This is a genomic window from Azospirillum sp. A29 (assembly GCF_042604625.1).
GTDB lineage: Bacteria > Pseudomonadota > Alphaproteobacteria > Azospirillales > Azospirillaceae > Azospirillum > Azospirillum palustre.
Window position 1 is genome coordinate 170,677 of record NZ_CP170463.1, and the last position, 22,309, is coordinate 192,985.

21 protein-coding genes are annotated in these 22,309 nt (G+C 68.1%); 6 read left to right on the forward strand and 15 right to left on the reverse strand.

Going from position 1 to position 22,309, the window contains the following annotated elements; genetic code table 11:
- Positions 1-5: 5 nt before the first annotated feature.
- From ABNQ38_RS09380 to ABNQ38_RS09415, 8 genes are read right to left on the reverse strand one after another with little or no spacing between them, the layout of a single operon-like run.
- Complete coding sequence (locus tag ABNQ38_RS09380) at positions 6-1,040, reverse strand: ABC transporter substrate-binding protein (protein ID WP_377807207.1); 1,035 nt, start codon at positions 1,038-1,040, stop codon at positions 6-8.
- Between the two features lie 20 nt (positions 1,041-1,060).
- Positions 1,061-2,677: a rhodanese-like domain-containing protein gene (locus tag ABNQ38_RS09385; RefSeq protein ID WP_377807208.1), complete on the reverse strand. Its 1,617-nt coding sequence runs from the start codon at positions 2,675-2,677 to the stop codon at positions 1,061-1,063.
- Between the two features lie 15 nt (positions 2,678-2,692).
- Positions 2,693-3,331 (reverse strand): cysteine dioxygenase, encoded by a 639-nt coding sequence (locus tag ABNQ38_RS09390; protein WP_377807209.1) that lies wholly within the window; start codon positions 3,329-3,331, stop codon positions 2,693-2,695.
- A gap of 12 nt (positions 3,332-3,343) precedes the next feature.
- The gene (locus ABNQ38_RS09395; RefSeq protein WP_377807211.1) at positions 3,344-4,126 is read right to left on the reverse strand and encodes an ABC transporter ATP-binding protein; all 783 of its coding nucleotides are present in this window, start codon (positions 4,124-4,126) and stop codon (positions 3,344-3,346) included.
- Positions 4,120-5,172, reverse strand: a complete 1,053-nt coding sequence (locus ABNQ38_RS09400) for an ABC transporter permease (RefSeq protein ID WP_377807212.1) — start codon at positions 5,170-5,172, stop codon at positions 4,120-4,122. The genes ABNQ38_RS09395 and ABNQ38_RS09400 overlap by 7 nt, the downstream gene beginning before the upstream one ends.
- Before the next feature lie 49 nt (positions 5,173-5,221).
- The gene (locus tag ABNQ38_RS09405) at positions 5,222-5,854 is read right to left on the reverse strand and encodes a malonic semialdehyde reductase (protein WP_377807214.1); all 633 of its coding nucleotides are present in this window, start codon (positions 5,852-5,854) and stop codon (positions 5,222-5,224) included.
- A gap of 27 nt (positions 5,855-5,881) precedes the next feature.
- A complete protein-coding gene (locus ABNQ38_RS09410; RefSeq protein ID WP_377807215.1) occupies positions 5,882-7,216 on the reverse strand; it encodes a phenylacetate--CoA ligase family protein in 1,335 nt (444 codons plus the stop codon).
- 43 nt (positions 7,217-7,259) lie between these two features.
- Complete coding sequence (locus ABNQ38_RS09415; protein ID WP_377807216.1) at positions 7,260-7,469, reverse strand: hypothetical protein; 210 nt, start codon at positions 7,467-7,469, stop codon at positions 7,260-7,262.
- A gap of 388 nt (positions 7,470-7,857) precedes the next feature.
- Between ABNQ38_RS09415 and tauA the strand changes: the two genes are divergently transcribed.
- From tauA to tauD, 4 genes are read left to right on the forward strand one after another with little or no spacing between them, the layout of a single operon-like run.
- A complete protein-coding gene (tauA, locus tag ABNQ38_RS09420) occupies positions 7,858-8,874 on the forward strand; it encodes a taurine ABC transporter substrate-binding protein (RefSeq protein ID WP_377807217.1) in 1,017 nt (338 codons plus the stop codon).
- A gap of 25 nt (positions 8,875-8,899) precedes the next feature.
- Positions 8,900-9,703 (forward strand): taurine ABC transporter ATP-binding protein, encoded by an 804-nt coding sequence (locus tag ABNQ38_RS09425; RefSeq protein WP_377807218.1) that lies wholly within the window; start codon positions 8,900-8,902, stop codon positions 9,701-9,703.
- Positions 9,700-10,551, forward strand: a complete 852-nt coding sequence (locus ABNQ38_RS09430) for an ABC transporter permease subunit (RefSeq protein ID WP_377807219.1) — start codon at positions 9,700-9,702, stop codon at positions 10,549-10,551. The genes ABNQ38_RS09425 and ABNQ38_RS09430 overlap by 4 nt, the downstream gene beginning before the upstream one ends.
- A 57-nt stretch (positions 10,552-10,608) precedes the next feature.
- Entirely contained in the window at positions 10,609-11,460 is an 852-nt protein-coding gene (tauD, locus tag ABNQ38_RS09435) for a taurine dioxygenase (protein WP_377807220.1), read from the forward strand.
- A gap of 51 nt (positions 11,461-11,511) precedes the next feature.
- Here tauD and ABNQ38_RS09440 read toward each other — a convergent pair whose 3' ends face one another.
- Both ABNQ38_RS09440 and ABNQ38_RS09445 read right to left on the reverse strand, forming a co-directional pair.
- The gene (locus ABNQ38_RS09440; RefSeq protein WP_377807221.1) at positions 11,512-13,860 is read right to left on the reverse strand and encodes an Orn/Lys/Arg decarboxylase N-terminal domain-containing protein; all 2,349 of its coding nucleotides are present in this window, start codon (positions 13,858-13,860) and stop codon (positions 11,512-11,514) included.
- A gap of 27 nt (positions 13,861-13,887) precedes the next feature.
- A complete protein-coding gene (locus ABNQ38_RS09445; protein ID WP_377807222.1) occupies positions 13,888-14,544 on the reverse strand; it encodes a GNAT family N-acetyltransferase in 657 nt (218 codons plus the stop codon).
- A gap of 191 nt (positions 14,545-14,735) precedes the next feature.
- On the opposite strand from ABNQ38_RS09445, the gene ABNQ38_RS09450 reads away from it, so the two are divergent.
- The gene (locus tag ABNQ38_RS09450; protein ID WP_377807223.1) at positions 14,736-15,746 is read left to right on the forward strand and encodes a CorA family divalent cation transporter; all 1,011 of its coding nucleotides are present in this window, start codon (positions 14,736-14,738) and stop codon (positions 15,744-15,746) included.
- A gap of 123 nt (positions 15,747-15,869) precedes the next feature.
- Positions 15,870-16,880: a C-terminal binding protein gene (locus ABNQ38_RS09455; protein ID WP_377807224.1), complete on the forward strand. Its 1,011-nt coding sequence runs from the start codon at positions 15,870-15,872 to the stop codon at positions 16,878-16,880.
- Between the two features lie 63 nt (positions 16,881-16,943).
- Here ABNQ38_RS09455 and ABNQ38_RS09460 read toward each other — a convergent pair whose 3' ends face one another.
- Genes ABNQ38_RS09460 through ABNQ38_RS09480 form a run of 5 tightly spaced genes read right to left on the reverse strand, consistent with a single transcriptional unit; the run spans position 16,944 to position 22,066 of the window.
- Positions 16,944-18,008 carry a malate/lactate/ureidoglycolate dehydrogenase gene (locus ABNQ38_RS09460; protein WP_377807225.1) on the reverse strand — a complete coding sequence of 355 codons (1,065 nt, stop codon included), beginning with the start codon at positions 18,006-18,008 and terminating at the stop codon, positions 16,944-16,946.
- Positions 18,005-19,285, reverse strand: a complete 1,281-nt coding sequence (locus ABNQ38_RS09465) for a threonine synthase (protein ID WP_377807226.1) — start codon at positions 19,283-19,285, stop codon at positions 18,005-18,007. Before ABNQ38_RS09465 ends, ABNQ38_RS09460 begins: the two co-directional genes overlap by 4 nt.
- Positions 19,286-20,197 carry an ABC transporter permease gene (locus tag ABNQ38_RS09470; protein ID WP_377807227.1) on the reverse strand — a complete coding sequence of 304 codons (912 nt, stop codon included), beginning with the start codon at positions 20,195-20,197 and terminating at the stop codon, positions 19,286-19,288.
- Positions 20,194-21,030 (reverse strand): ABC transporter ATP-binding protein, encoded by an 837-nt coding sequence (locus ABNQ38_RS09475; RefSeq protein ID WP_377807228.1) that lies wholly within the window; start codon positions 21,028-21,030, stop codon positions 20,194-20,196. Before ABNQ38_RS09475 ends, ABNQ38_RS09470 begins: the two co-directional genes overlap by 4 nt.
- 4 nt (positions 21,031-21,034) lie before the next feature.
- Positions 21,035-22,066: an ABC transporter substrate-binding protein gene (locus tag ABNQ38_RS09480; protein WP_377807229.1), complete on the reverse strand. Its 1,032-nt coding sequence runs from the start codon at positions 22,064-22,066 to the stop codon at positions 21,035-21,037.
- Positions 22,067-22,309 lie beyond the last annotated feature (243 nt).

Sequence of the window (22,309 nt, forward strand, 5' to 3'; positions counted from 1 at the left end):
GGACCTCAGCTGCCGGCGCGGTCGTGGATATCGGCGAAGAACAGGTCGCGCCAGTCGGCCGGCCGGTTGCGGATGGAGCCGATGCGCGCCATGAAGTCGGTGAAAATGCCGATGCCGCGCGGGGTAAGATCGTAGGAGATCTCCGGATGAGCGATCATCGCCGCCACCTCCTCCGCGCCGAGCTTGGAGTTCTCGATGCGGATGTAGGCGCGCGCCGCCTCCTGCGGGTCGGCCTTGATCTGCGCCACGGCTTCCTCAAGCGCCGCCAGCACCGCTCTGGTCAGCTTCGGGTTGGCGTCGTGGAACGCGGTGGAGGTCCACAGCGCGCTGAAGGAGGCGGGGCCGCCCAGAACGTCGTAGCTGCTCAGCATCTTGTGGATCTTGGGATCGCGCAGCTGCTGGTCCTGGAAGGGCGGGCTGGTGAAATGGGCGGTGATCTCCGTCTTGCCGGACAGCAGGGCGGCGGTGCCGTCGGGGTGGGCCAGCGAGACGGTCTGGGGGTCCAGCTTCGCATGCTGGCCGGGACCGAAGGTCTTCTCCGCCGCGATCTGCAGCACGATGGCCTGATACGAGGCACGGACCGAGGGGACGACGATGCGGTCCTTCTCGGTGAAGTCCTTGAGGCTCTTCACCTCGGGCCGGTTGGTGTTGAGATAGGCCGGCTGGGCGTTCAGCGCCGCCAGCCCGCGCAGGTTGGCGTTCCCCTTCGTCTTATCCCAGGCGATGATGAAGGCCGGCACGCCGGCCGCGCCGAAATCGGCGTTGCCGGACAGGGTGGCTTCGGTGATCGTCGTCGGGTTGCCGAGCGGGGTGTAGCTGGCCTTCACCTCGCCCAGCCCGGCGGCGCGGGCCTGTTTTTCGACCAACCCCTTGTCCTGCATGACATAGAGCGGCAGATAGCCGAGGCCGAGATTGCGGGCGAAGTGAACCTCCGTCGCCTCGGCCCGCGCCACCTGCGGCATCGAGGCGGTGATCCCGCCGGCGAGAAGCAGCGCCGTGCCCAGCAGGATCCGCCGCCGAATGGAAAAGGGCTTGGTCATGAGCTGTCCCATCCGGTGCGTTAGATGACGTGGAAATTGTGGGCGCCGTCGCGCTTGAGCTGATCGACCAGTTCAAGCTCCCAATCGATGTAGCCCTGCATGGCGGCGGCGCTGTTGTCGGTGCCCTCGTAGGGGCGCTTGTAGACGTCGTCGGGTTCGCCCCCCAGCCGGTCGAGATCGGTGCTGAGCGGCAGTCCGGCGGTAACCCAGCCCTTGGTGCCGCCCGCCAGCAGAAGCGGACGCTGGCCGGCGGGGAAATCGGCGATGGCATAGCGGGTCAGCGTGCCGTCGCCGCAGGTCAGCACCGGCCGGACCCCCTTGGGCAGGCGGGCAATGGTGCCGGCCAGCCGGGCACGGGTGGAGAAGTGTGCACCCGGAATGTGGCCGGCGCGGTAGCGCGGGCTGCGGGTGATGTCGATCACCGCCGCTTCGCCATTCTCCAGCAAGGCCAGCAGGTCGCGCGGCGCTATGATCTCGGCGCTCACCTCCGGTTCCGGCGGCAGGCGGCGGCGGTCGGGGCCGCTCTCGCTGCCCAGGTCGGAGACGTCGCCCTCCAGCACATGGACCTCCCAGCCGAGCTGCGACAGCCAGGATGCGGTCATGTCGGCGCGCGGACCGCCACCGCCGGCGGGATCGTCGGCCAGGACGATGCGGGCGCCGCGCACCCCCACATACTCGTCGGTCGCCTGGACCAGCTGGCCGCCGGCAGCGTGGCGGAAGCCCGGCAGATGGCCGGCCTCGTATTCCTCCGGCGTGCGAACGTCGAAGAGATGGAGCGTCCGGCGCTCGTCGCCGCGGAAGCGGTCGAGCGTCCTCGCGTCGATCCGGCCGACGCCGGCCCGGTCGGCAACCGCCCGCGCCGCCCGGCGGCCGGCGGCGTCGCCCTCTGCCGAGACCTCCGGGAAGCGGCCCTCGCGCCCGCTGTCCAGCGTCAGCCCGGCCAGCGTCCAGCCGATGGTGCCGTTGCGCATGGCGGCGACCCGGTTGGGTATGCCCGCATTGACCAGGGACTGGGTGCCGATGATCGACCGCGTGCGGCCGGCGCAGTTGACCACCACCAGCGTCTCGGGGTCGGGGGCGATGTCGTGGACGCGCTTGACCAGTTCTGCCCCCGGCACGCTGATGCCGCCGGGGATCGACATGGTGCGGTATTCCTCGAAACGGCGGGCGTCGAGGATGACCAGATCGGCCTTGGCGTCGAGCAGCGCCTTGACCTCCGCCGCCGGCAGCGAGGGGGTGTGGCGATGATGCTCGACCCACTCGCCGAAGGCCTTGCTCGGCACGTTCACGTCCCGGTAGACCTCGAAGCCGGCGGCGATCCAGCCGGCCAAGCCACCCTCCAGCAGGGTCACGTCGCTGTAGCCCAGCGTCTGGAGCCGGCGGGCGGCCGGCTCGGCATAGCCCTCGCCATCGTCATAGACGGTGATCGGCACGTCGCGCCGCGGCAGCAGGTCGTAAGCGAGCAGCTCGACCCGGCTCAGCGGGACGGAGACGGCGAACAGCGGGTGGGACAGCGAATAGGGGCCTTCCTCCCGCGCGTCGAGCAGGGCGACCTCGTCGCGCTCGATCCAGGCGCGGCGGATGTCGGCGGGGCGGCGGGTGGCAAGCGGGGCGGCTGCGGTGACTGCTGCGGTCATGGCGGTGACGGATCCTCAGGCGGCGTGGGGGACGGGCTGCGAGCGGTCCCACAGGTTGGGCAGGGCGTTGTTGGCATAGCCGGAGATGAACGGCTTGCGCTGGCCGGTCAGCGGGTCGAACACCGACCGCCGGACGGCGCCGATGTTGCCGCCATAGACATGGATGCTGATGGATGGCCGGTCAGCCAGCGCGTTGGAGATCGCATGGACATCGCCGATGCGGGGCGACACCGCCTCGACCGACCCGGCCTTCAGGATTTCGGGCGGAGAGGCGACGGGCGGGCCGCCCAGCGGCTGGAGGTCGTAACGTTGCGACCGCTCCGCCCCGCGCAGGATGCCGACGAGGCCCCAGACGGTGTGGTCGTGAATCGGCGTCCGTTGCCCCGGTCCCCAGACGAAGCTGACGACGGAGAGGCGCTCGTACGGGTCGCAATGCAGCAGATATTGGCGGTAATGCACCGGGTCGGGCTGGGCATAGGCGTCGGGCAGCCAGTCGTCGACGGCGATCAGCCCGGCCAGCAGGGCACGGCCGGCATCGAGCACGGCCGCCTCGTCGTCGCCATGCCGCTCCACCAGCCGGGTGAAGTCGGCGATGAAACCGCGCAGGCGGGGAAGGTTCGGGGTGGCGGTATCGGGTGGGAGGTTGTCGGGCATGGTCGGGTGTCCTCACCAGGTCTCGGCAAGGCCGAGCAGTTCTAGGATGCGGTGGCGAAGCCCGGTCAGAACCGGATCGCCGCGGTGGCGGGGATAGGGACGGTCCACGGGCAGATCGGCCTTGATGCGGGCCGGGCGGCCGCTGAACACGATCACGCGGGTCGCCATGAACAGCGCCTCTTCGATGTCGTGGGTGACCAGCAGGCCGGTGAAGCCCGAACTGCGCCACAGATCGACCAGTTCGCTCTGCATGGCCAGCCGGGTCAGGCTGTCCAGCTTGCCCAGCGGTTCGTCGAGGATCAGCAGGCGCGGGTCGTTGACCAGCGCACGGGCCAGCGCCGCGCGCTGGGCCATGCCGCCCGACAACTGGTGCGGATAGGCCTTCTCGAAACCGGTCAGCCCGACCAGGGCCAACGCCTTGTCGATCCGATGGCCTTGCGAGCGCAGCAGGCCGCGCGCCTCCAGTCCCAGGGCGACATTGTCGCGGACGGTGCGCCAGGGATAGAGCGTCGGGTCCTGGAAGACGACGACGCGGGACGGGTCGGGACCGTCGATGGGGCGGCCATCGGCCAGGATGCTGCCGCGGCTGGGCGGTTCCAGTCCGGCGACCAGCCGCAGCAGGGTGGACTTGCCGCAGCCGCTCGGCCCCAGCAGGGCGACCAGTTCGCCCGGCTCGACCCGCAGTTCCACCCCGTCCAGCACCGGCAGCGGAGATCCATGCAGTTCGAAGCTGTGGCTGACCGCCTGCACGTCGATCGTCATTCCCGCCGTGCCGGTGTTTTCGAGCGCTACCATTTGAGCATTCCCTTCTGCCAGGCGAGCAGGCGGTCGCGGACGCGGAACAGCAGCGTCACCAGACCGGAGCAGAGCAGCGCCATCACCAGCAGGGCCGCATACATGTTGCCGTAGGCGGCCCAGCCCTGGGCCCATTGCAGGTACCAGCCGACCCCGGACTTCACGCCCAGCATCTCCGCCACCACCAGAACGGCGAAGGAGGCGCCCAGTCCCATGAACAGCCCGACGAAGACATGCGGCATCGCCGCCGGGACGGCGACCTTCAGCACCAGGAAGCGCGGGGAGGCGCCCAGCGTGCGGGCGATGTCGTAATAGGCGCTGTTGACCCCGGCCACGCCGGACCAGGTGAGGACGGTTACCGGCACGCCGCTGGCCAGCGCAATCAGGAAGACGCTGGCGCTCCAACTGGTCGGAAAGGCGAAGAAGGCGATGGGCAGCCATGCGGTGGCCGGCAGCGGACCGATCAGCCGCAGAACCGGGTGGACCCAATAGCCGACCGCACGCGACCAGCCGATGGCGACGCCGGTCACCACGCCGAGGATCGAACCCACGGCATAGCCGGTGACCAGCAGCCTCAGCGACGCGGCGAAGCAGTCGAGCAGCCGCGGCCAGTCATCGAGATAGACCTCCAGCAGCGCCTGCGGCGGGACGAAGAAGGGCCGCGGCAGCAGATTGAGCTTGGCGGTCAGGATTTCCCAGCCGGTGACGCCCAGCGCCAGGGCGATCAGCCAGGGAACGGACGCCGAGAGGCCGGCAATCGCAGATTCCAGCCGGCTGCGCGGCGCCGGGCGGACCGCCGCGGCCAGCAGGGCGGCCAGCACCAGCAGCCCGGCGGTGACCACCAGCAGGCTGGCGAACTCGCCGGTGCGTTCCCACTCCTGGGCGTCGGCGGCGTCGGGCCACAGGGCCGTCACCCCGGAGGCGGCGAACCACAGCAGGGCGGCGGCGGAAAACCGTAGGAGGAGGTTGGACGGCAGGCCGCCGCCGATTGGCAAGGCTCCGCCGTTGGCCGCCGGCAGGGCGGCGGCCGTGTCGTTCACGCTCATGATCGATCTCCCGTTCGGCCGGGAATTGTCGGCCGCTACGGCGTTGGGCTCAAAGGATCACCACCGCCTTCGACGCGTCCAGCCGCGGGGCGCGCGGGCGCGATGGCGGCCCGTCGGCATGGCCCAGAGCCACCAGCAGGTTGGTGCGCAGCCGGCCGTCGGCGAAGAACTCCGCATCGACCGCTTCGGCATCGAAGCCGGACATCGGCCCGGCATCCAGACCCAGCAGCCGGGCGGCCAGGATCAGGTAGCCGGCCTGGAGCGACCCGTTGCGGAAGGCCGTGGTCTCGGCCAGCGACGGCTCGTCGACGAACATCGGCGAGGGGTCGTAATGCGGGCTCAGCAGCGGCAGATGTTCGAAGAAGCGGCGGTCATAGGCGACGATGGCGATGGCGCCGGCCGCCAGCTTGGACTGGTTGCCGCGGCTCAATGCCGGGCGCAGCCGCTCCTTCGCCTCCAGCGTGGTCAGGAAGACGAAGCGCGCCGGGCTGCCGTTGAAGGCGGTCGGCGCCAGCCGGACCAGATCGTAGAGGCGATGCAGGGTCTCCACCGGGACCGGCCGGTCGGACCAGGATTGCGGCGTGCGGGCGTTGAGGAACAGGCGGTCGGTCGCCAGCGCAATGTGTTCGGGCGCGATGTCGTCGGGACGCTGTTCGGCGACGGGATTATGGGTGTCCGGCATGGGAGCGGGCTCCGTCAGGGGATTGGGTCACGACCACACATGCTGGCGGCGGTCGTCGATTCGCTTGGCCTTGTGGACGGCACGGGGCAGCGTGCCGGGGGCGAGCAGGGCAACCTCCGCCCCGACGCCGGTGGCGGCCTTCAGTTGGCGGCGCAGCCGGCCCCGCAGCTCTTCCAGATCGCCGTTGAAGCCCTGGGTGTGTTCCGCCTCGACCGTCAGGCGGTCCAGCCGCTCGACCCGGTCGAGCACCAGCCGGTATTCGCCGGTCAGCGCCGGGTCCTGGCGCACCACCGCCTCCACGTCGCCGGGGAACAGGTTGACGCCCTTGACGATCAGCATGTCGTCGAGCCGCCCATGCACGCCCTTCAGCCGCAGGGAGGTGCGGCCGCAGCGGCAGGGCTCCGTCGTCACCGACACGATGTCGCCGGTGCGGAAGCGGATGATCGGGCGGGCGCGCTTGCGCAGGGTGGTCAGCACCAGCTCGCCGCGCTCGCCCTCCGCCACCGGTTCGAGCGTTTCGGGATTCAGCACCTCGACCAGGATATGGTCCTCGGCCCAATGCAGCCCGTCCTTCTCCACGCACATGCCGGCGCAGGAGCCGAAGATGTCGGACAGGCCGTAATAGTCGTAGACCTCCGCCCCCCACAGCGCCTCGATCCGTTCGCGCGTCTCCGGGATCGAGCCGCCGGGCTCGCCCGCCACGAACAGGCGGCGGACGGCGAGATCGCGGGCCGGGTCGATGCCCTCGCGCTGGGCGGTCTCGCCGAGGTGCCAGGCGTAGGACGGCGTCGTCCACAGCGCCGTCGCCTTGAACTGGTTCAGCACCGCCAGCAGCCGTTCCGACGGCAGGGTGCCGGCATGGATGCTGAGCGCCCCCAGCTTCTGCGCGCCCAGCACGCAGGGGCCGCCGACGAACAGCGAGAAGTTCAGCGCATGGGCGTAGCGGTCGGTCGGGCGCAGGCCGCTCGACCAGAACTGCCGCGCCTCATAGTCGATCCACTCCTCGAAATCCTTGGCGGTGAAGGGCGAGGCGGTCGGCACCCCGGTCGATCCGCTGGAGGCGGAGATGTAGACGATCTCCCGTTCCGGCACGGCGACCAGATCGCCGAAGGGCGGCACCGCGACCTGGCGGTCGCGGATGGTCGCCTTGTCCAGGAAGGGGAAACGCCGCAGGTCGTCCAGCGTGTGCAGGTCCCCCGGTGACACCCCCTGCGCATCGAAGGCGGCGCGGTAGTAGGGCGAGCCATCGTAAGCGTGCCGCAGATGATCCTTCAGCAGGTCGAGCTGCAATTGCCGCCAGTCGGCACGGCTCTGGGTTTCCAGACCGGGCTGCCAGTATGCGTCATGGTCCTGAACCGCCACTTTTTCTTATCCTTCGAGAGTTTGGCGGCCGCTGCCGGCCGGATCAGGCCAGCGCCGCCAGCGATGCCAGGAGAATGGCCGAGATGATGCCGAGGCCGAGGGGAAGCAGGCCGCGGTCCGGAGGCTCATCGCCCCGGATTCCGTCTGCCGGGTCTGCCATCTGCCCGTCGGGCGGCAGGAGCGGCAGAACCAGCGTGCCCGAGGGGCAGAGGGACGCCATCACCATCCGGTCGAAATCACTCAAACCCTGCATGGCGCAACTCCTTGGTCAGATGGTTTGGGGGCGTGGCGCTTCCCACCGGTAGGCAGATATAACAGATGGAGTCTGTTTAAATATATTATTGTCTATAGGAAAGTGGGAAAAAACGTCGGGGTCAAGGGTCAGCTTCGTATCCGCCGATATTTTCAGCGGAAACGGTACCGCTCTTGTCCAGCCGATGGCGGGAAAATCCAGCGTCCCACTCGATCCGGTAGGCACCGCCGACGTTATTAAGCATCTGATTTTTGTATATATAAACTATTTCCCTGTAGAGATGTAGATTTTATGATGACAACGGCGCGAGCGTCGCTTTAAGGTTCACGGACATTCGGATTTCCGGCGCTCGCAGGCCGGCATTCACACCGTGACGGGGGAAACGACGATGAAGCCCATTCTGCCCACCCTCCTCTCTACCGCGCTGGCGGCGGTCGCCCCCTTTGCCGCCTCCACCGTCGCCGAAGCCGCGTCCGGCAAGGTCGTGGTCGGCTACCAGACCGACGCGCTGCCTTCCTCGGTCGCCATCGCCAACGGCGATTTCGCCAAGGCGACCGGCACCGAGATCGACTTCCGCAAATTCAACTCGGGCGCGGAGATCTTCGCCGCCATCGCCTCGGGCGACGTGCAGGTCGGCTATGTCGGCTCCAGCCCCTTCGCCGCCGCGGTCAGCCGCGGGCTGGACGTGAAGGCCTTCCATCTCGCGACCATCTCCGGCACCGACGAGGCGCTGGTGGTGCGCAACGGCTCCGGCATCGAAAAGCCGTCGGACCTGAAGGGCAAGAAGCTGGCGGCGGCTCCCGTCTCCACCGACCATTACCAGCTGCTCGCCGTGCTGAAGCAGGAGAAGCTGACGGAACGCGACGCCCAGGTCTTCGCCATCCCGCAGCCGGACATCGTCGCCGCCTGGAACCGCGGCGACCTGGAGGGCGCCTTCGTCTGGGATCCCGCCCTGACCGAGCTGAAGAAGACCGGCAAGGTGCTGCTGACCTCGCGCGAGGTGGCCGACCGTGGCGCCCCGACCTTCAGCGCCTGGGTGGCGACCGCCGCCTTCGCCAAGGACAATCCCGCCTTCCTCAAGGGCTTCGCCGGCACCATCGAGCGCTACAGCGCCTCCTTCCGCAACGACAAGGCGGCCTGGGGGCCGGATTCTGAGAATGCGAAGACGCTGGCGAAGCTGCTGGGCGGCACGCCCTCCGATCAAGCGTCGGCGCTGACCAACCTGTCGCTGGTCCCGGCGGAGGTGCAGGCCTCCACCGCCTGGCTGGCCGGCGGCGAGGGAAGCGGTGCGGGCAAGATCCTGAAGGACACGGCGGAGTTCCTGAAGGAGCAGAAGAAGATCACCACCGTGCTGCCCAGCTACGGCGGCTTCGTCACCGCCGATTACGTCAAGGACGTCCGCTAATTTAATCGCCGACAGGAGAGCGCCCATGCTCCAGGTCCGCAACGCCAGCATCTTCTTCTCTGCCCGTGACGGCCGGGTGGTCCATGCGCTGGACCGTGCATCGCTCGACATCGACGCCAACAGCATCGTCGTGGCGCTGGGGGCTTCGGGCTGCGGGAAGTCGACGCTGCTGAACGCCATCGCCGGCTTCCTGCCCCTGTCGGACGGATCGATCACGCTGGACGGCCAGCCGGTCGCCAGCCCCGGCGCCGACCGCGGCGTGGTGTTCCAGAAGGATACCCTGCTGCCCTGGAGCAGCGTCGCCGACAATGTGGCGCTCGGCCTGCGCTTCGCCGGGGTTCCCGCCAGGGAGCAGCGCGAACGGGCGGAGGAGCTGCTGGGACTGGTCGGGCTGGAAAGCTTCGCCGACGCTTCCCCGCACGAGCTGTCGGGCGGCATGCGTCAGCGCGTCGGCATCGCCCGCGCGCTGGCGACCGACCCGAAGATCCTGCTGATGGACGAGCCGTTCGGCGCGCTCGACAGCCTGACCCGCGAACAGATGCAGGAAATGCTGATCGACGTCTGGGCGCGCACCGGAAAACGCATCTTCTTCATCACCCATTCCATCGAGGAGGCGCTGTTCCTCGGCACCACGGTGGTGGTGATGTCGCCGCGGCCCGGCCGGATCGTCGCCCGTTTCGATCTGGATTTCGTCCGCCGCTTCGCCGCCGAGCGCGACGTGCGCGCCATCCTGTCGGCGCCGGAGTTCGCCGATCTCTATGACGAGATCCGGTCCCTGGTGCATCGCCCGCATGCCGAGGCGGAGTCCCGCCGGACGGTGCTGCAATGACCGACATCGCCCGTCCTGGCGACCAAGTCGTCGGCCCGGCGGCCCGGCCGAAGATCGTCCGGCTCCACCCCTTCGGGCTGGACGGCGCGCGCACCGGTCCGATCAGCCTCGCCACCGCCCTGCTGCTGCTGGCGGCATGGTTCCTGGTGACCCATTACCGGCTGGTGCCGCCGCTGTTCCTGCCGACCCCGCAGGAGGTGGCGACCCAGTTCCTGGCGGTCTTCGAGGATGGCTATGCCGGCGCCACCCTGTGGGAGCATGTGTCGGCCAGCCTGTTCCGTATCTTTTCGGCCGCCGTCATCGCCGCCTCGCTCGGCATCCCGCTGGGGCTGGCGATGGGGCTGAACCGTTGGGCCAAGGGGGTTTTCGACACGCCCATCGAGTTCTACTGGCCGCTGCCGCCGCTGGCCTATCTGCCGCTAATGATCATCTGGCTCGGCATCGGCGAGGTGTCGAAGATTGTCCTGCTGACTTTGGCGATGTTCGCGCCGGTCTGCCTGTCGGCGCAGGCCGGGGTGCGGGCGCTGCCGATCGAACGGGTGAACGCCGCGCTGTCGCTGGGCGCCAGCCGCTGGCAGCTGTTCCGCACCATCGTGCTGCCCAGCGCCCTGCCGGAGATCCTGACCGGCCTGCGCATCGGCATCGGCGTCGGCTGGAGCACGCTGGTCGCGGCGGAACTGATCGCCGCCACCCGCGGCATCGGCTTCATGATCATGTCCGCCTCGCATTTCCTCGCCACCGACGTGGTCTTCGTCGGCATCGGCATCATCGCGGTCTTCGCCTTCGCCTTTTCCTACGGAATGCGCCTGCTGGAAGCGTGGCTGGTGCCATGGAAGGGCAAGTCCTGAGGACGGCAGACCGCCGGAATTCCAGAAATCGCCATACAAAAAGATTGGGGAACCGCCATGCCAGACATCGCCTTGTCCGCCCTGACCGTCACGCCCGTCAGCCCCGCCATCGGCGCGCGAGTGGAGGGGATCGACCTCTCCCGCCCGCTGTCCGACAGCGAAGCGGCGGCTCTGGAGCGGGCGCTGGTCGCCCATCAGGTGCTGTTCTTCGAGAACCAGCCGCTGACGCCACAGGCGCAGCGCGACTTCGCCGCCCGTTTCGGCCAGCTGCACGTCCACCCGATCTATCCGAAGGTGCCCGAGCAGCCGGAGATCATGGTGCTGGACACCGGGCCGCACAACCCGACCGACAACGACGTCTGGCACACCGACGTCACCTGCATCGAAACGCCGCCGGCTATCGTCGCCCTGTCCGGCAAGCTGATTCCGCCCATCGGCGGCGACACGGTGTGGGCCAGCAACATCGCCGCCTACAACGGCCTGTCGGAGCCGATCCGCCGCCTGCTGGAGCCGCTGAAGGCGCTGCACGACTTCACCCGCTCCTTCCCGGAATGGCGGCACAACGGCGATCCCGAGACCCACGCCCGCTGGAAGACGGCGCGCGACAAGCATCCGGCCGTGGTGCATCCGGTCATCCGCACCCATCCGGTCAGCGGTGCCAAGGCCCTGTTCGTGAACGAGAACTTCACGTCCCGCATCGTCGGGCTGAGCGACCGGGAAAGCGCTGCGATCCTTGAGTTCCTGTACGACCACATCAGCCGCCCGGAATTCACCGTGCGCTGGCGCTGGAAAGAGGACGATCTGGTGCTGTGGGACAACCGGTCGACCCAGCATTACGCGGTGAACGACTATTCGCCGCACCGGCGCATCATGCACCGCGCCACCGTTCTGGGCGACCGGCCCTATTGAAGATTGGAGAGGAGGCGGTTCGAACCGCCTCCGCCAAATCCCGGCGCGGGTTCAGTCCGCGCCGGGTTCGCGCACGACATAGGTGTAGAAGCGGATCGACCCGTCGGGCTCCGTCTCGCGGTACAGGCCCTGGATCTCGTTGTCGAAGCCGGGGAAGCGGTTGGCGCCCTCTTGGAAGACCTGGAGATATTCGATCATCGGCCGGGCATGGTCGTCCAGCCGCTCGCCCGGCACGATGGTGGCGATGCCCGGCGGGTAGACGACCCACAGGGTGGTGGCGATCCGCCCGGCGATGCGGTCGATGGGCAGGTAATCCACGTCGTTGCGCACCAGATGCCGCACCGCTTCGCGCGGCGGCATCACCATCGCCGGCAGATGGTCGGGGCGGAACATGCGGCGCTGCAGGTCGTTGGTGCCGCGCTCGCGGTAATAGGCGTGCATCTCGGCGCACAGGTCCCGCAGCCGGCGGCCGGTGTAGCGGGCGGGGCGGCGGGCGACGAATTCCGGGATCACGTCCTCCAGCAGCGCATTGTCGTCGTGCAGCCGCTTGAACGCCACCAGGGCGCTCAGCAGCGTGCCGGCCTTGCTCGATTCCACGCCGGGCGTCAGCAGGAAGAGGATCGAGTTCAGGTCGTTCTTCTCCGGAACGATGCGGTTCTCGCGTAGATACTGCGCCACCACCGGCGCCGGGATGCCGTGGTCCTCATAGGCCCCGGTGCGGCGGTCGAAGCCGGGGGTGAGCAGGGTCAGCTTGTTGGGGTCGGTCATCGCATAGCCGGCCGCCACATGGCGGAAGCCGTGCCAGTCCGCCCCCGGCACGAATTCCCAATGCCGCACGTCGGAGGCCAGCGCGTCGGTCGGCACATCCTCCCACGCTGTCGTGGTGCCGCCGACCTCCACCCGGTCGGGCACGAAGGGGTCGAAGAACCAGCGGCGCGCCGGGTCGCTCTCGCGCTCGTCGAACTCGCGGCGGATGGCGCGCAGCTTCTTGCGCAGCTCGATGCCCAGCCGGATCGTGTCGTCCCACAGCACCTCGCCGGACCTGCCCTTCATCATCTGCGCGCCGACGTCGAGCGAGGCGAACAGCGGGTAGAAGGGCGATGTCGAGGCGTGCAGCAGGAAGGTCTCGTTGAATCGGCGATGTTCCACCCGGCGGCGCTGCCCCTTGATGTGGCTGTCCTTCACATGGATCTGCGAGGCCTGGGAGAAGCTCGCCAGCTGCTTGTGGGTGGACTGGGTGGCGATGATGCCGGGGTGGCCGTCATGCAGGCTGTCCAGCCCCATGGCGAAGCGGCCCTTGAACAGCGGGTGGAACTTCAGGAAACCGGCCCACGCCTCGTCGAAGAGGATGTAGTCGCAGAGATGGCCGATCTTCGCCAGGATGGTCTCGGCGCTGTAGATGGTGCCGTCGTAGCTGCATTGCTGGATCACCGCGGCGCGGAAGGGCCGCTCGCGCTTCCAGGCGTCCGGATCCTTGACCAGCGGGTTTTTACGGATCTTCTCGCGGATGCGTTCCTCGTCCAGCGCCTCGTGGTCGATGGGACCGATCAGGCCGTAGGGGTTGCGGTCGGTCTCCAGGAAAATCGGGATGCCGCCGCCGAGGAACAGCCCGCCATGGTGGGCGGCCTTGTGGTTGTTGCGGTCGAACAGGACGAGGTCGTCCTCCGCCACCAGCGCCGACAGGACGATCTTGTTGGAGGCAGAGGTGCCGTTGAGCACGAAGTAAGTGCGCTCGGCACCGAAGATCTTGGCGGCTTCCTTCTGCGCCTTCAGCGCCGGCCCCTCATGGACCAGCAGGTCGCCCATCTCCAGCACCGAGTTGTCGATGTCGTCGCGGAACACCGCCTCGCCCAGATGCTCGACGAAGATGCGGCCGATGGGGCTGCGGCTGTAGAAGATGCCGCCATTGTGGCCGGGGCAGGTCCACAGCTGGTTGCCTTCCTCGGCGTAATCCACCAGTTCGCCGAAGAAGGGCGTCTTCAGCGTCTCGGCATACTGCTTGAGGCGGGAGACGAGGTTCTTGGCGATGAATTCCGGCGTTTCCTCGGCCAAGAAGACATAGCCGTCGACCTGATTGAGCACATCGACCGGAATGTTCTCCAGCCGCTGGCGGCGGACCAGCAGGATGATCGGCATCTCCAGACCGCGCTTGCGCGCCAGCGCGATCAGCGAGGCCGGCTTGCCCTCCAGCCCGCGCTTGCCCCAATCGACGATCATGCAGCCGATGGCGGCGTCGGTGCGGATCGCCAGTTCGGCATCCTCGACGCGGCGCGTCCGCACCACCTCGAAGCCGATGCGCTCGACCTCGGCGACGATCTGCTGCACGCGCACGCCCTCCAGCTCGTCGGCATCGAAGGCCGGGGCACAGACGAGGAAGGAGAAGCGTCGAAAGAAATCCATGGGGGAACTCCGGGGGATGGAAGGCTGTCAGTCGCCGGCCTGGACGGTGCCGCCGCGATGGTCGTCGGGCAGCGCGCCGTCGGCGGGGCCGAGCGCGCGCTGGAGGAAGACGCTGTCGGTCCAGCGGCCGAATTTGAAACCGACCGAGCGCAGAACGCCGGCCTGCTCGAAGCCGCAGGACTCATGCAGGCGCAGCGACGGGGCGTTGGCGCTGTCGACCACGGCGACCATCTGCCGGCAGCCGGCGACGGTGCAGGCATCGACCAGCGCCGACAGGAGTTGGCGGCCGATCCCAAGGCCCTGGAAATCCTTGTGGACGTAGATCGAGTGTTCGACCGTGTAGCGGTAGGCCGGGCGCTTGCGGAAGGGGGCCGCATAGGCGTAGCCGGCGATGGCGCCGCTCAGGTCGGCCACCAGATGCGGCAGGCGGCGCTTCAGCATCGCCTTGCGCCGGCGCTTCAGCTCTTCCGGGTGCAGCGGCTCGATGTCGAAGGGGCCGAGGCCGTGCTGGATGTGGTAGCCGTAGATCTCCAGCATGGCCGGCACGTCCGCCTCGGTGGATTGGCGGATCACGGGATGCTGCGAGTCGGACCGGAGTCGGCCGACAGAGTCTTGGGTATGGCGGGTAAAATCGCAGGCGTCCATGTCGTGGGCGCCGGCGGCGGTCTCGGTCCTCACGGTCATGCCCCTGTCGAATGGTGACGCCCGCGCGTTGATGCCGCAAACGCGCGACAGGGTGATGACGGTTTCAAGACGGGCTTGTTGCAGTTGCTCCAAGCGCCCAAGGACGAGGTTGCGCCGCACGTCCGCCGGCGTATCCTGCCCGCCGGCCGGCCCCCCCGGCCGGCGAAGAGGCAATGGAAGGTTCGCCGGATATGGTAGTTCCAATCAAGCTCGATACCGGGACCGACCTGATCTGCGGTTACTTCCTCACCCCCGATGCGCCGCCGGTGCCGGTGTCCTTCGATGAGATCGACGCAGCGCAGCAGCGCAGCGGCGGCGTGCTGTGGCTGCACTTCAACCTTGCCTCGGCGCGGGCGCGCGACTGGCTGGACCGCAAGAGCGGGCTCGACGAGTTCGCCCGCGAGATCCTGTTGGACGCCAAGGACGACCGGACGCGGCTGGAGCCGTTCGACGACGGCTTCCTCGCCGTGCTGAGCGACATGCATTACGACTTCAAGTTCGAGCCGTCGGACATCGGCACCCTGCGCCTGTTCATGGACGAACGCCGCATCGTCAGCTGCCGGCGGCATCCGCTGAAGGCGATCGACCGCCTGCGCAAGTCCCTGCACGACCAGGGCTGCTACGGCAGCACCGCCGCCCTGATGGCCGAGTTGATCGACATGCTGGCCGACACGCTGGGAGAGGTGGTGACGCGGGCCGAAGCCGATCTGGACAAGGTGGAGGACACCGTGCTGGCCGAACGCTATCAGCTCGCCCGGCAGCGGCTGGGCCAGCTACGCCAGCTGATCGTCCGGCTGCGCCGCCATGTCTCGCCGCAGCGCGCGGCGCTGAGCCGGCTCGCCACCAGCGGGGTGCCCTGGATCGACGACGATGATCGTGCCCGCCTGGGTCATTCGGTCGAGAAATTCGCCGGGGTGCTCTACGACATCGAGGCGTTGCAGGACCGGGCCAAGGTTTTGCAGGACGAGCTTCTCGCTCGTGTCGCCGACCAGCAGAACCACAGCCTGCATGTGCTGGCGGTGGTGACCGTGATCTTCGCGCCGATGACCCTGATCTCGGGCATCTTCGGCATGAATGTGGCGGGGGTGCCGGGGGTCGGCGCCATCGAGGATCATGTCTCGCCGCACGCCTTCTGGTGGGTGATGCTGTCGATCCTGCTGTCCGGTCTCGCCATGCTGTTCTTCCTGCGCCCGCGCAAGTGAAACCGGAGCCTTCCGCGCGAGGCGGCCATTTCCTATTACGCAAAGCGGCAATCGGCTTTGAAAATCCAGTGCGGCATGGGAAAATACGGACACTTGGTTCGAACGGTGACGGGAGCGATGGGGATGGGGCAGCACAGCGCCGGGCGGTTGGTCGTCGGAATCACCGACCACATGATTCCGCCCCCCGATCTTGAAGCCGCCGTGCTGGACGGGTTTGCGGAGGTCGATTTTCTCGACTGCCGGCGGGAGGAGGATCTCGACCCGGACCGCCTCGCCCGCCTGGATGCCCTGCTCGTGTGGAGCACGCGCATCGGCCCTGCCACCGTCGAGCGGTTGAAGCGCTGCCGGATCGTCGTGCGGTTCGGCGTCGGCTATGACCGGGTCGATGTCGCGGCGCTGGAGGCCGCCGGGATTCCGTTCTGCAACAACCCCGATTACGGGACGGAGGAGGTCGCCGACCACGCCGTCGCCATGATCCTGTCGCTGCAACGCCGGTTGTGGGAGCATGATGCCCGCGCCCGCGGCTACACGATGACGTGGCAAGCGAACACCTTGACCCCGCTGCACCGGTCCAACGCCGCGACGGTCGGGGTGGTCGGGGTCGGGCGGATCGGCACCGCGGTGGTGAACCGGCTGAAGGGCTTCGGACACCGCATCCTGGGCTACGATCCGTTTCAGCCGGCCGGGCACGAGAAGGCGGTCGGCTATCGCCGCGTCCGCCGGCTGGAGGAGCTGCTCGCCGAATCCGACATCGTCACCTTCCACTGCCCGCTGAACGGCGAGACGCGCGGCCTGCTGAACGAGGCCACCCTGGCGGCGATGAAACCGGGCGCCATCCTGGTCAACACCGCGCGCGGCGAGCTGTTCGCCGGGCTGGTTCCGCTGGAGGCGGCCCTGCGCAGCGGCCGGCTCGCCGCCGTCGGGACCGACGTGCTGCCGGTCGAGCCGCCGGCCCCGCACCCGCTGCTGGATGCGTGGCGGGCGCGGGAGGACTGGCTCGCCGGGCGGCTGGTGGTGACGCCGCACAATGCCTTCCACTCCGATCAGGCGGCGGTGGAGATGCGGCGCAACGCGGCGGAGACGGTGCGGCTGTTCCTGGAGGACGGCGTCCTGCGGAACCGGATCACCGCCTGACCGGATGGGGCGGAGCGTGGGGCAGGAGGCGGAGCAGGGGGCGGGGCTGGGGCCGCCCCCCGTTCAGCCCTCCAGCAACGCCGGCACATCCAGCCCGAGCCCGCCGCCGATGCGGTACAGTGCCGCGACCGTGTCGGGGTCGAGCGCGATGCCGCGGTCCATCGCGGCCATGCGGTGCAGCGCCTCCGGTTCGCCGGGAATGCTGACGCCGTCGCTGCCGGGGGCGACGGGCGTGTCGGCGACATGGTCGAGCACGGCGTCGGTCAGGGTCTGCCATTCCGGCCCGGCGACCCGGTTGGGGTCGATGACGAAGGCCAGTGCGTTGTTGACCACCCGGCCCGGCCGCAGATTCTCCGGCAGGGCGGGCAGGCCGCCGGCCAGGGCACCCGCCAGAATTTCACAAGCCAGTGCCAGACCGTAGCCCTTATGGCCGCCGAAGGGCAGGATGGCGCCGGTCGGCTCGGTGAACATCACGGCCGGATCGCGCGTCGGCCGTCCGTCCGGGTCGAGCAGCAGGCCGTCCTCAACCTCCTTGCCCAGCGAGGCGGCGACCCGGCATTTGTTGGCGGCTATGGCGCTGGTGGCGAAATCGAGCAGGAAGGGCGCATAGCCCGGCGTGCCGGGAACGGCGATGCAGACCGGGTTGGTGCCCAGCCTCGGCCGGCCGCCGCCATGGGGCGCCGCCAGCGGCCGGCTGACCACATTGACGAAGAACAGGCCGATCAGCCCGGCGGCGATGCACTGCTCGCCATAGGAGCCGACGCGGCCGATATGGTGGGCGTTGCGCAGTGCCAGAATGCAGGCGCCGCCGGCCCTGGCCCGCTCGATGGCGAGGTCTGTAGCCTCTTTCGCGATCACCTGCCCATAGCCGACGTCGCCGTCCACCACCAGGAAGGGAGCCTCGTCGCGGACGATGCGGGCATGGCGGTTGGGTTGGAGATGGCCCAGTTCAAGGCTGCGGGCATAGACGGCGATCTGGCAGACTCCGTGGCTGGCATGGCCGCGGGCGTCGGCCTCAACCAGATTGGCGGCGACGGTGGCCGCCTCCTCCGCCGAGCTGCCGCTGTGGCGGAGGATGGCGTCGAGCGTCGCGACCAGCCGGTCCGGGCGGTAGCGGACTTCGCTCATCGGTCGGTTTCCTCGAAGAGCGAATAGTCGATGGGCTGGGTGCGGTCGAGCGTGCGGTGTACCGGCGGCAGCGGGTATTTCAGGCCGGTGGCGCAGTTGAACAGGACGGCGCGCTCCTCCTTGCCGACCTGGCCTTCGGCCAGAGCCTGCTTATAGGCGGCGTAGGTCGCAGCCCCTTCGGGACAGAGCAGGAAGCCTTCCTCCCGAGCCACCTCGTTCAACGCCGCCTGGATGGCGTCGTCGGGCACGGCGATGGCGAAGCCGCCGCTCTCGCGCACGGCGCGCAGGATCAGGAAATCGCCGACCGCCTGCGGCACGCGGATGCCGGACGCGATGGTGTGGGCGTCCTCCCAGCGCGGGGCATGCTCCTCCCCCTGTTCCCAGGCGCGGACCATCGGCGCGCAGCCTGCGGCCTGGACCGCCACCATGCGCGGACGCTTCGCGCCGATGAAGCCGATGGCCTCCAGCTCGGCGAAGGCCTTCCACATGCCGATCAGGCCGGTGCCGCCGCCGGTGGGATAGAAGATGACGTCCGGCACCTCCCAGCCCAGCTGCTCGGCAAGCTCCAGACCCATCGTCTTCTTGCCCTCGATCCGGTAGGGCTCCTTCAGGGTGGAGACGTCGAACCAGCCGACCTTCGCCTTGCCCTCGCCGACGATCTTCCCGCAATCGTCGATCAGGCCGTTGACGCGGTAGACGGTGGCACCTTGCAGTTCGATCTCCGACACGTTCACCTCCGGCGTGTCGGCCGGGCAGAAGATGGTGGTGCGGATGCCGGCACGGGTGGCGTAGGCGGCCAACGCCGCCCCGGCATTGCCGTTGGTCGGCATCGCCATGTGCTTGATGTTGAAGGCCTTCGCCATCGACACCGCCATCACCAGCCCGCGCGCCTTGAAGGAACCGGTCGGCAGCCGCCCCTCGTCCTTCACCAGCAGTTCCGCCGCACCCAGCCGCTTCGCCAGCCGGGGAAGCGGCACCAGCGGGGTCACCGCCTCGCCCAGGCTCACGATGTCCTCGACTTTGCGGACGGGCAGAAGTTCGCGGTAGCGCCACAAGTCCTGCGGGCGTTCGGACAGCGAGCTTTTGGTCAGCGCCTGCTTCACACCGTTCAGGTCGTAGCGGACCAGCAGCGGCTTGCCGGCGCGCGACAGGTTGTGGACGGTGTCGGCCTTGTACCGCTCGCCGGTATAGGCGCATTCCAGATGGGTGACGAAGGTCGGGCGCTCGACCGTCAGGTTGGAATCGAAGCGCACCGGGTTGATGTCTTGGAAAGCCATTTAGCGGACCATACCCCATTTGCGGACCGTGTGGACTTCGATCCAACGGAAGACGACATTCTCGACCAGGAGGCCGATCAGGATGACGGTGACGAGGCCGGCGAAGACCTTGTCGATGTAAAGCTCGTTGCGGTTCTGGAAGATGAACCAGCCGAGCCCGCCCTTGCCGGAGGACACGCCGAACACCAGCTCCGCCGCGATCAGCGTCCGCCAGGCGAAGGCCCAGCCGACCTTGAGGCCGGTGAGGATCGCCGGGAAGGCGGCGGGGATCAGCAGGGTGACGACATAGCGCAGGCCGCCCAGCCCGTAGTTCCGACCGGCCATCCGCAGCGTTTCCGACACCGAGGTGAAGCCGGCATGGGTGTTCAGCGCCAGCGGCCACAGCACGGCATGGACCAGCACGAAGATCAGGCTGACCTCGCCCAACCCGAACCACAGCATGGCGATGGGCAGCAATGCTATGGCCGGCAGCGGGTTGAACATCGAGGTCAGCGTCGACAGCAAATCGTTGCCGATGCGGGTGGAGACGGCGACGGTCGTCAGCAGCACGGCCAGCACCACCGCCATCGCATAGCCCTTCAGCAGCACCGCCAGCGAGGTCCAGGCCATCGACAGCAGATTGTCGCGGCGGATGCCGTCCCACAGCGCCGCCGCGGTGTCGGTGAAGGTCGGGAACATCAGCGGGTTGTTCTGCCAGACCGCCGCCGCCTGCCACAGCGCCGCGACCGCAGCCAGGACCAGCAGCCGGCGCAGCGCGGTGAAATTGCCGAGCCGCTCCCACAGGGACAGTGGGCGGGCGACATCGCCGATGGGGCCGGTGGCGGTGACGGTGCGCTCATACTCCGGGCGCAGCGGCGGCTCGCGCCGGCCGCCGGGGGGAAGGGGACGCGGGGAAAAGGACAGGTCGGTCACGCGTGGGCCCCCTTCACGCCGCCTTCGACATCCTCGGCGAACAGCATGGTGTGGATGCGGTTGGCGAGCGCCTGGAACTCCGCCCCGCCGACGGCGCCGTGGTCGTAGCCGTCGCAGTTGACCTCCGCCTTCACCTGCCCCGGATGGGGCGACAGCACCAGGATGCGCGATCCGACGACCAGCGCCTCCTCAATGGAATGGGTGACGAACAGCACGGTGAAGCGCAAATCGTCCCACAGCTGCAGCAGCTCCTCCTGCATCTTGCGCCGGGTCAGCGCGTCGAGCGCCGCGAAGGGCTCGTCCATCAGCAGGATGTCGGGCTCCATCGCCATGGCGCGGGCGATGGCGACGCGCTGCTTCATGCCACCCGACAGCATGTGCGGGTGGACATCGGCGAACTTGGTCAGGTTCACCCGGGCGATGCAGTCGAGCGCCTTTTCCTCCGCCTCCCGCCGCCTGGCCTTGCCGCTGGCCAGCAGGGGGAACATGACGTTCTCCTTGACCGTCTTCCAGGGCGGAAGCTGGTCGAATTCCTGGAAGACCATCATGCGGTCGGGGCCGGGCTTCGTCACCGTGCGGCCGTTCAGGCGGATCGCCCCCTCCACCGGCTGGAGGAAGCCGCCGACCGCCTTCAGCAGGGAGGATTTGCCGCAGCCCGACGGTCCCAGCAGGACGTAGCGTTCGGACTGGAACACCTGGAAATCGACGCGGTAGGTCGCGGTGACGAGGTGGCGGCGCGTCTTGTATTGCAGGGTGACGCCGGACACGTCGAGCAGCGGCCGTTCGGACAGGCCGTCGCTGTCGACGCTGTGCGGGTAGGTCAGCGCGTTCATCGCGTCAGCTCCCGGTGCCGTCATGCAGATCGTCGAAGAAGTAATCCTTCCACGAGGCCGGCTTGTTCTTGATCGCGCCGACCTTATGCATGAAATCGGCGAAGGCCTCCGTCCGGTTGGGCGTGACGGTGAAGCGGATGTCGGGGTCGTTCAGCAGGCGCAGGATGTAGGCCTTGTCCAGGCTGCCCTTGTTCTGCGCCAGATAGGCGTCCGCCGCCGCGTCGTGGTTGGCGTTGATCAGATCCATCGCTTCCCGGAGCGCATCGAGGAAGGCCCGGTAGGTCTTCGGGTTCTCGTCGCGGAAGGATTGCTTGCTCCAGATCAGGTTGAAGCTGTGCGCTCCGCCCAGCACGTCGTAGGAGCTGACGACCTTGTGGATCTTCGGATCGTCGAGCTGCTGGTATTGGAAGGGCGGGCCGGAGAGGTGGGCGGTGATGCCGCCGCTGCCCGACAGCAGTGCCGCCGTGGCATCGGGATGCGGCATCGACACGGTCAGCTTGTCGAGCGCATCGAACTTACCGGCGCCAAGCTCCTTCTCCACCGCCATTTGCAGGACACGGGCCTGCACCCCGACCTTCACCGCCGGCAGCGCGATCTTGTCCGCATCGGTGAAGTCCTTCAGCGTCTTGACCTTCGGGTTGTTGGTGGTCAGGAACAGCGGCATGTCGTTCAACGACGCGATGGCCTTGACGTTGGCGCTGCCCTTGGTGCGGTCCCAGATGGTCAGGAGCGGCCCGACCCCGGCGGACCCCAGATCGATGCTGCCGGACAGCAGCGCATCGTTCATCGCCGCGCCGCCGGACAGCTGGACCCAGTCCACCGTGACGTCGAGGCCAAGAGCCTTGCCGTGCTTCTCGATCAGCTGGTTGTGGCGCAGCACATGTAACGGCAGATAGCCCAGGCCATATTGCTCGGCGATCCGGATGCGCCCTTCGGCGGCCGCGGGCGTCGCGATGGCCGACGTCACCAGCAGCCCCATCACCGATGCGGCGACCGCCGCTAAGGCACGGCGGTTGAGGCGTCCTGACTGTCGCATGGCGATGCTCCCGTATGTCCATAAATCTACTAGAAAATATGGGAACATGATTCTGTTGCGCGGTCAACTGTGTAGAAACTTGTCGCGATTCCGCGGGAATAAACGCGACATGAATGGATTTTTCAGCGGAATGTGGCTGGCTCCCGCAATCAGGGTCGCGCCAAAAAGGCGCTCGAAGCTCATTTCCGGACGCACGGCGGGGCGTCGCCGTAAGCAATTTTAGTAAAATTCTCTTAATACCAT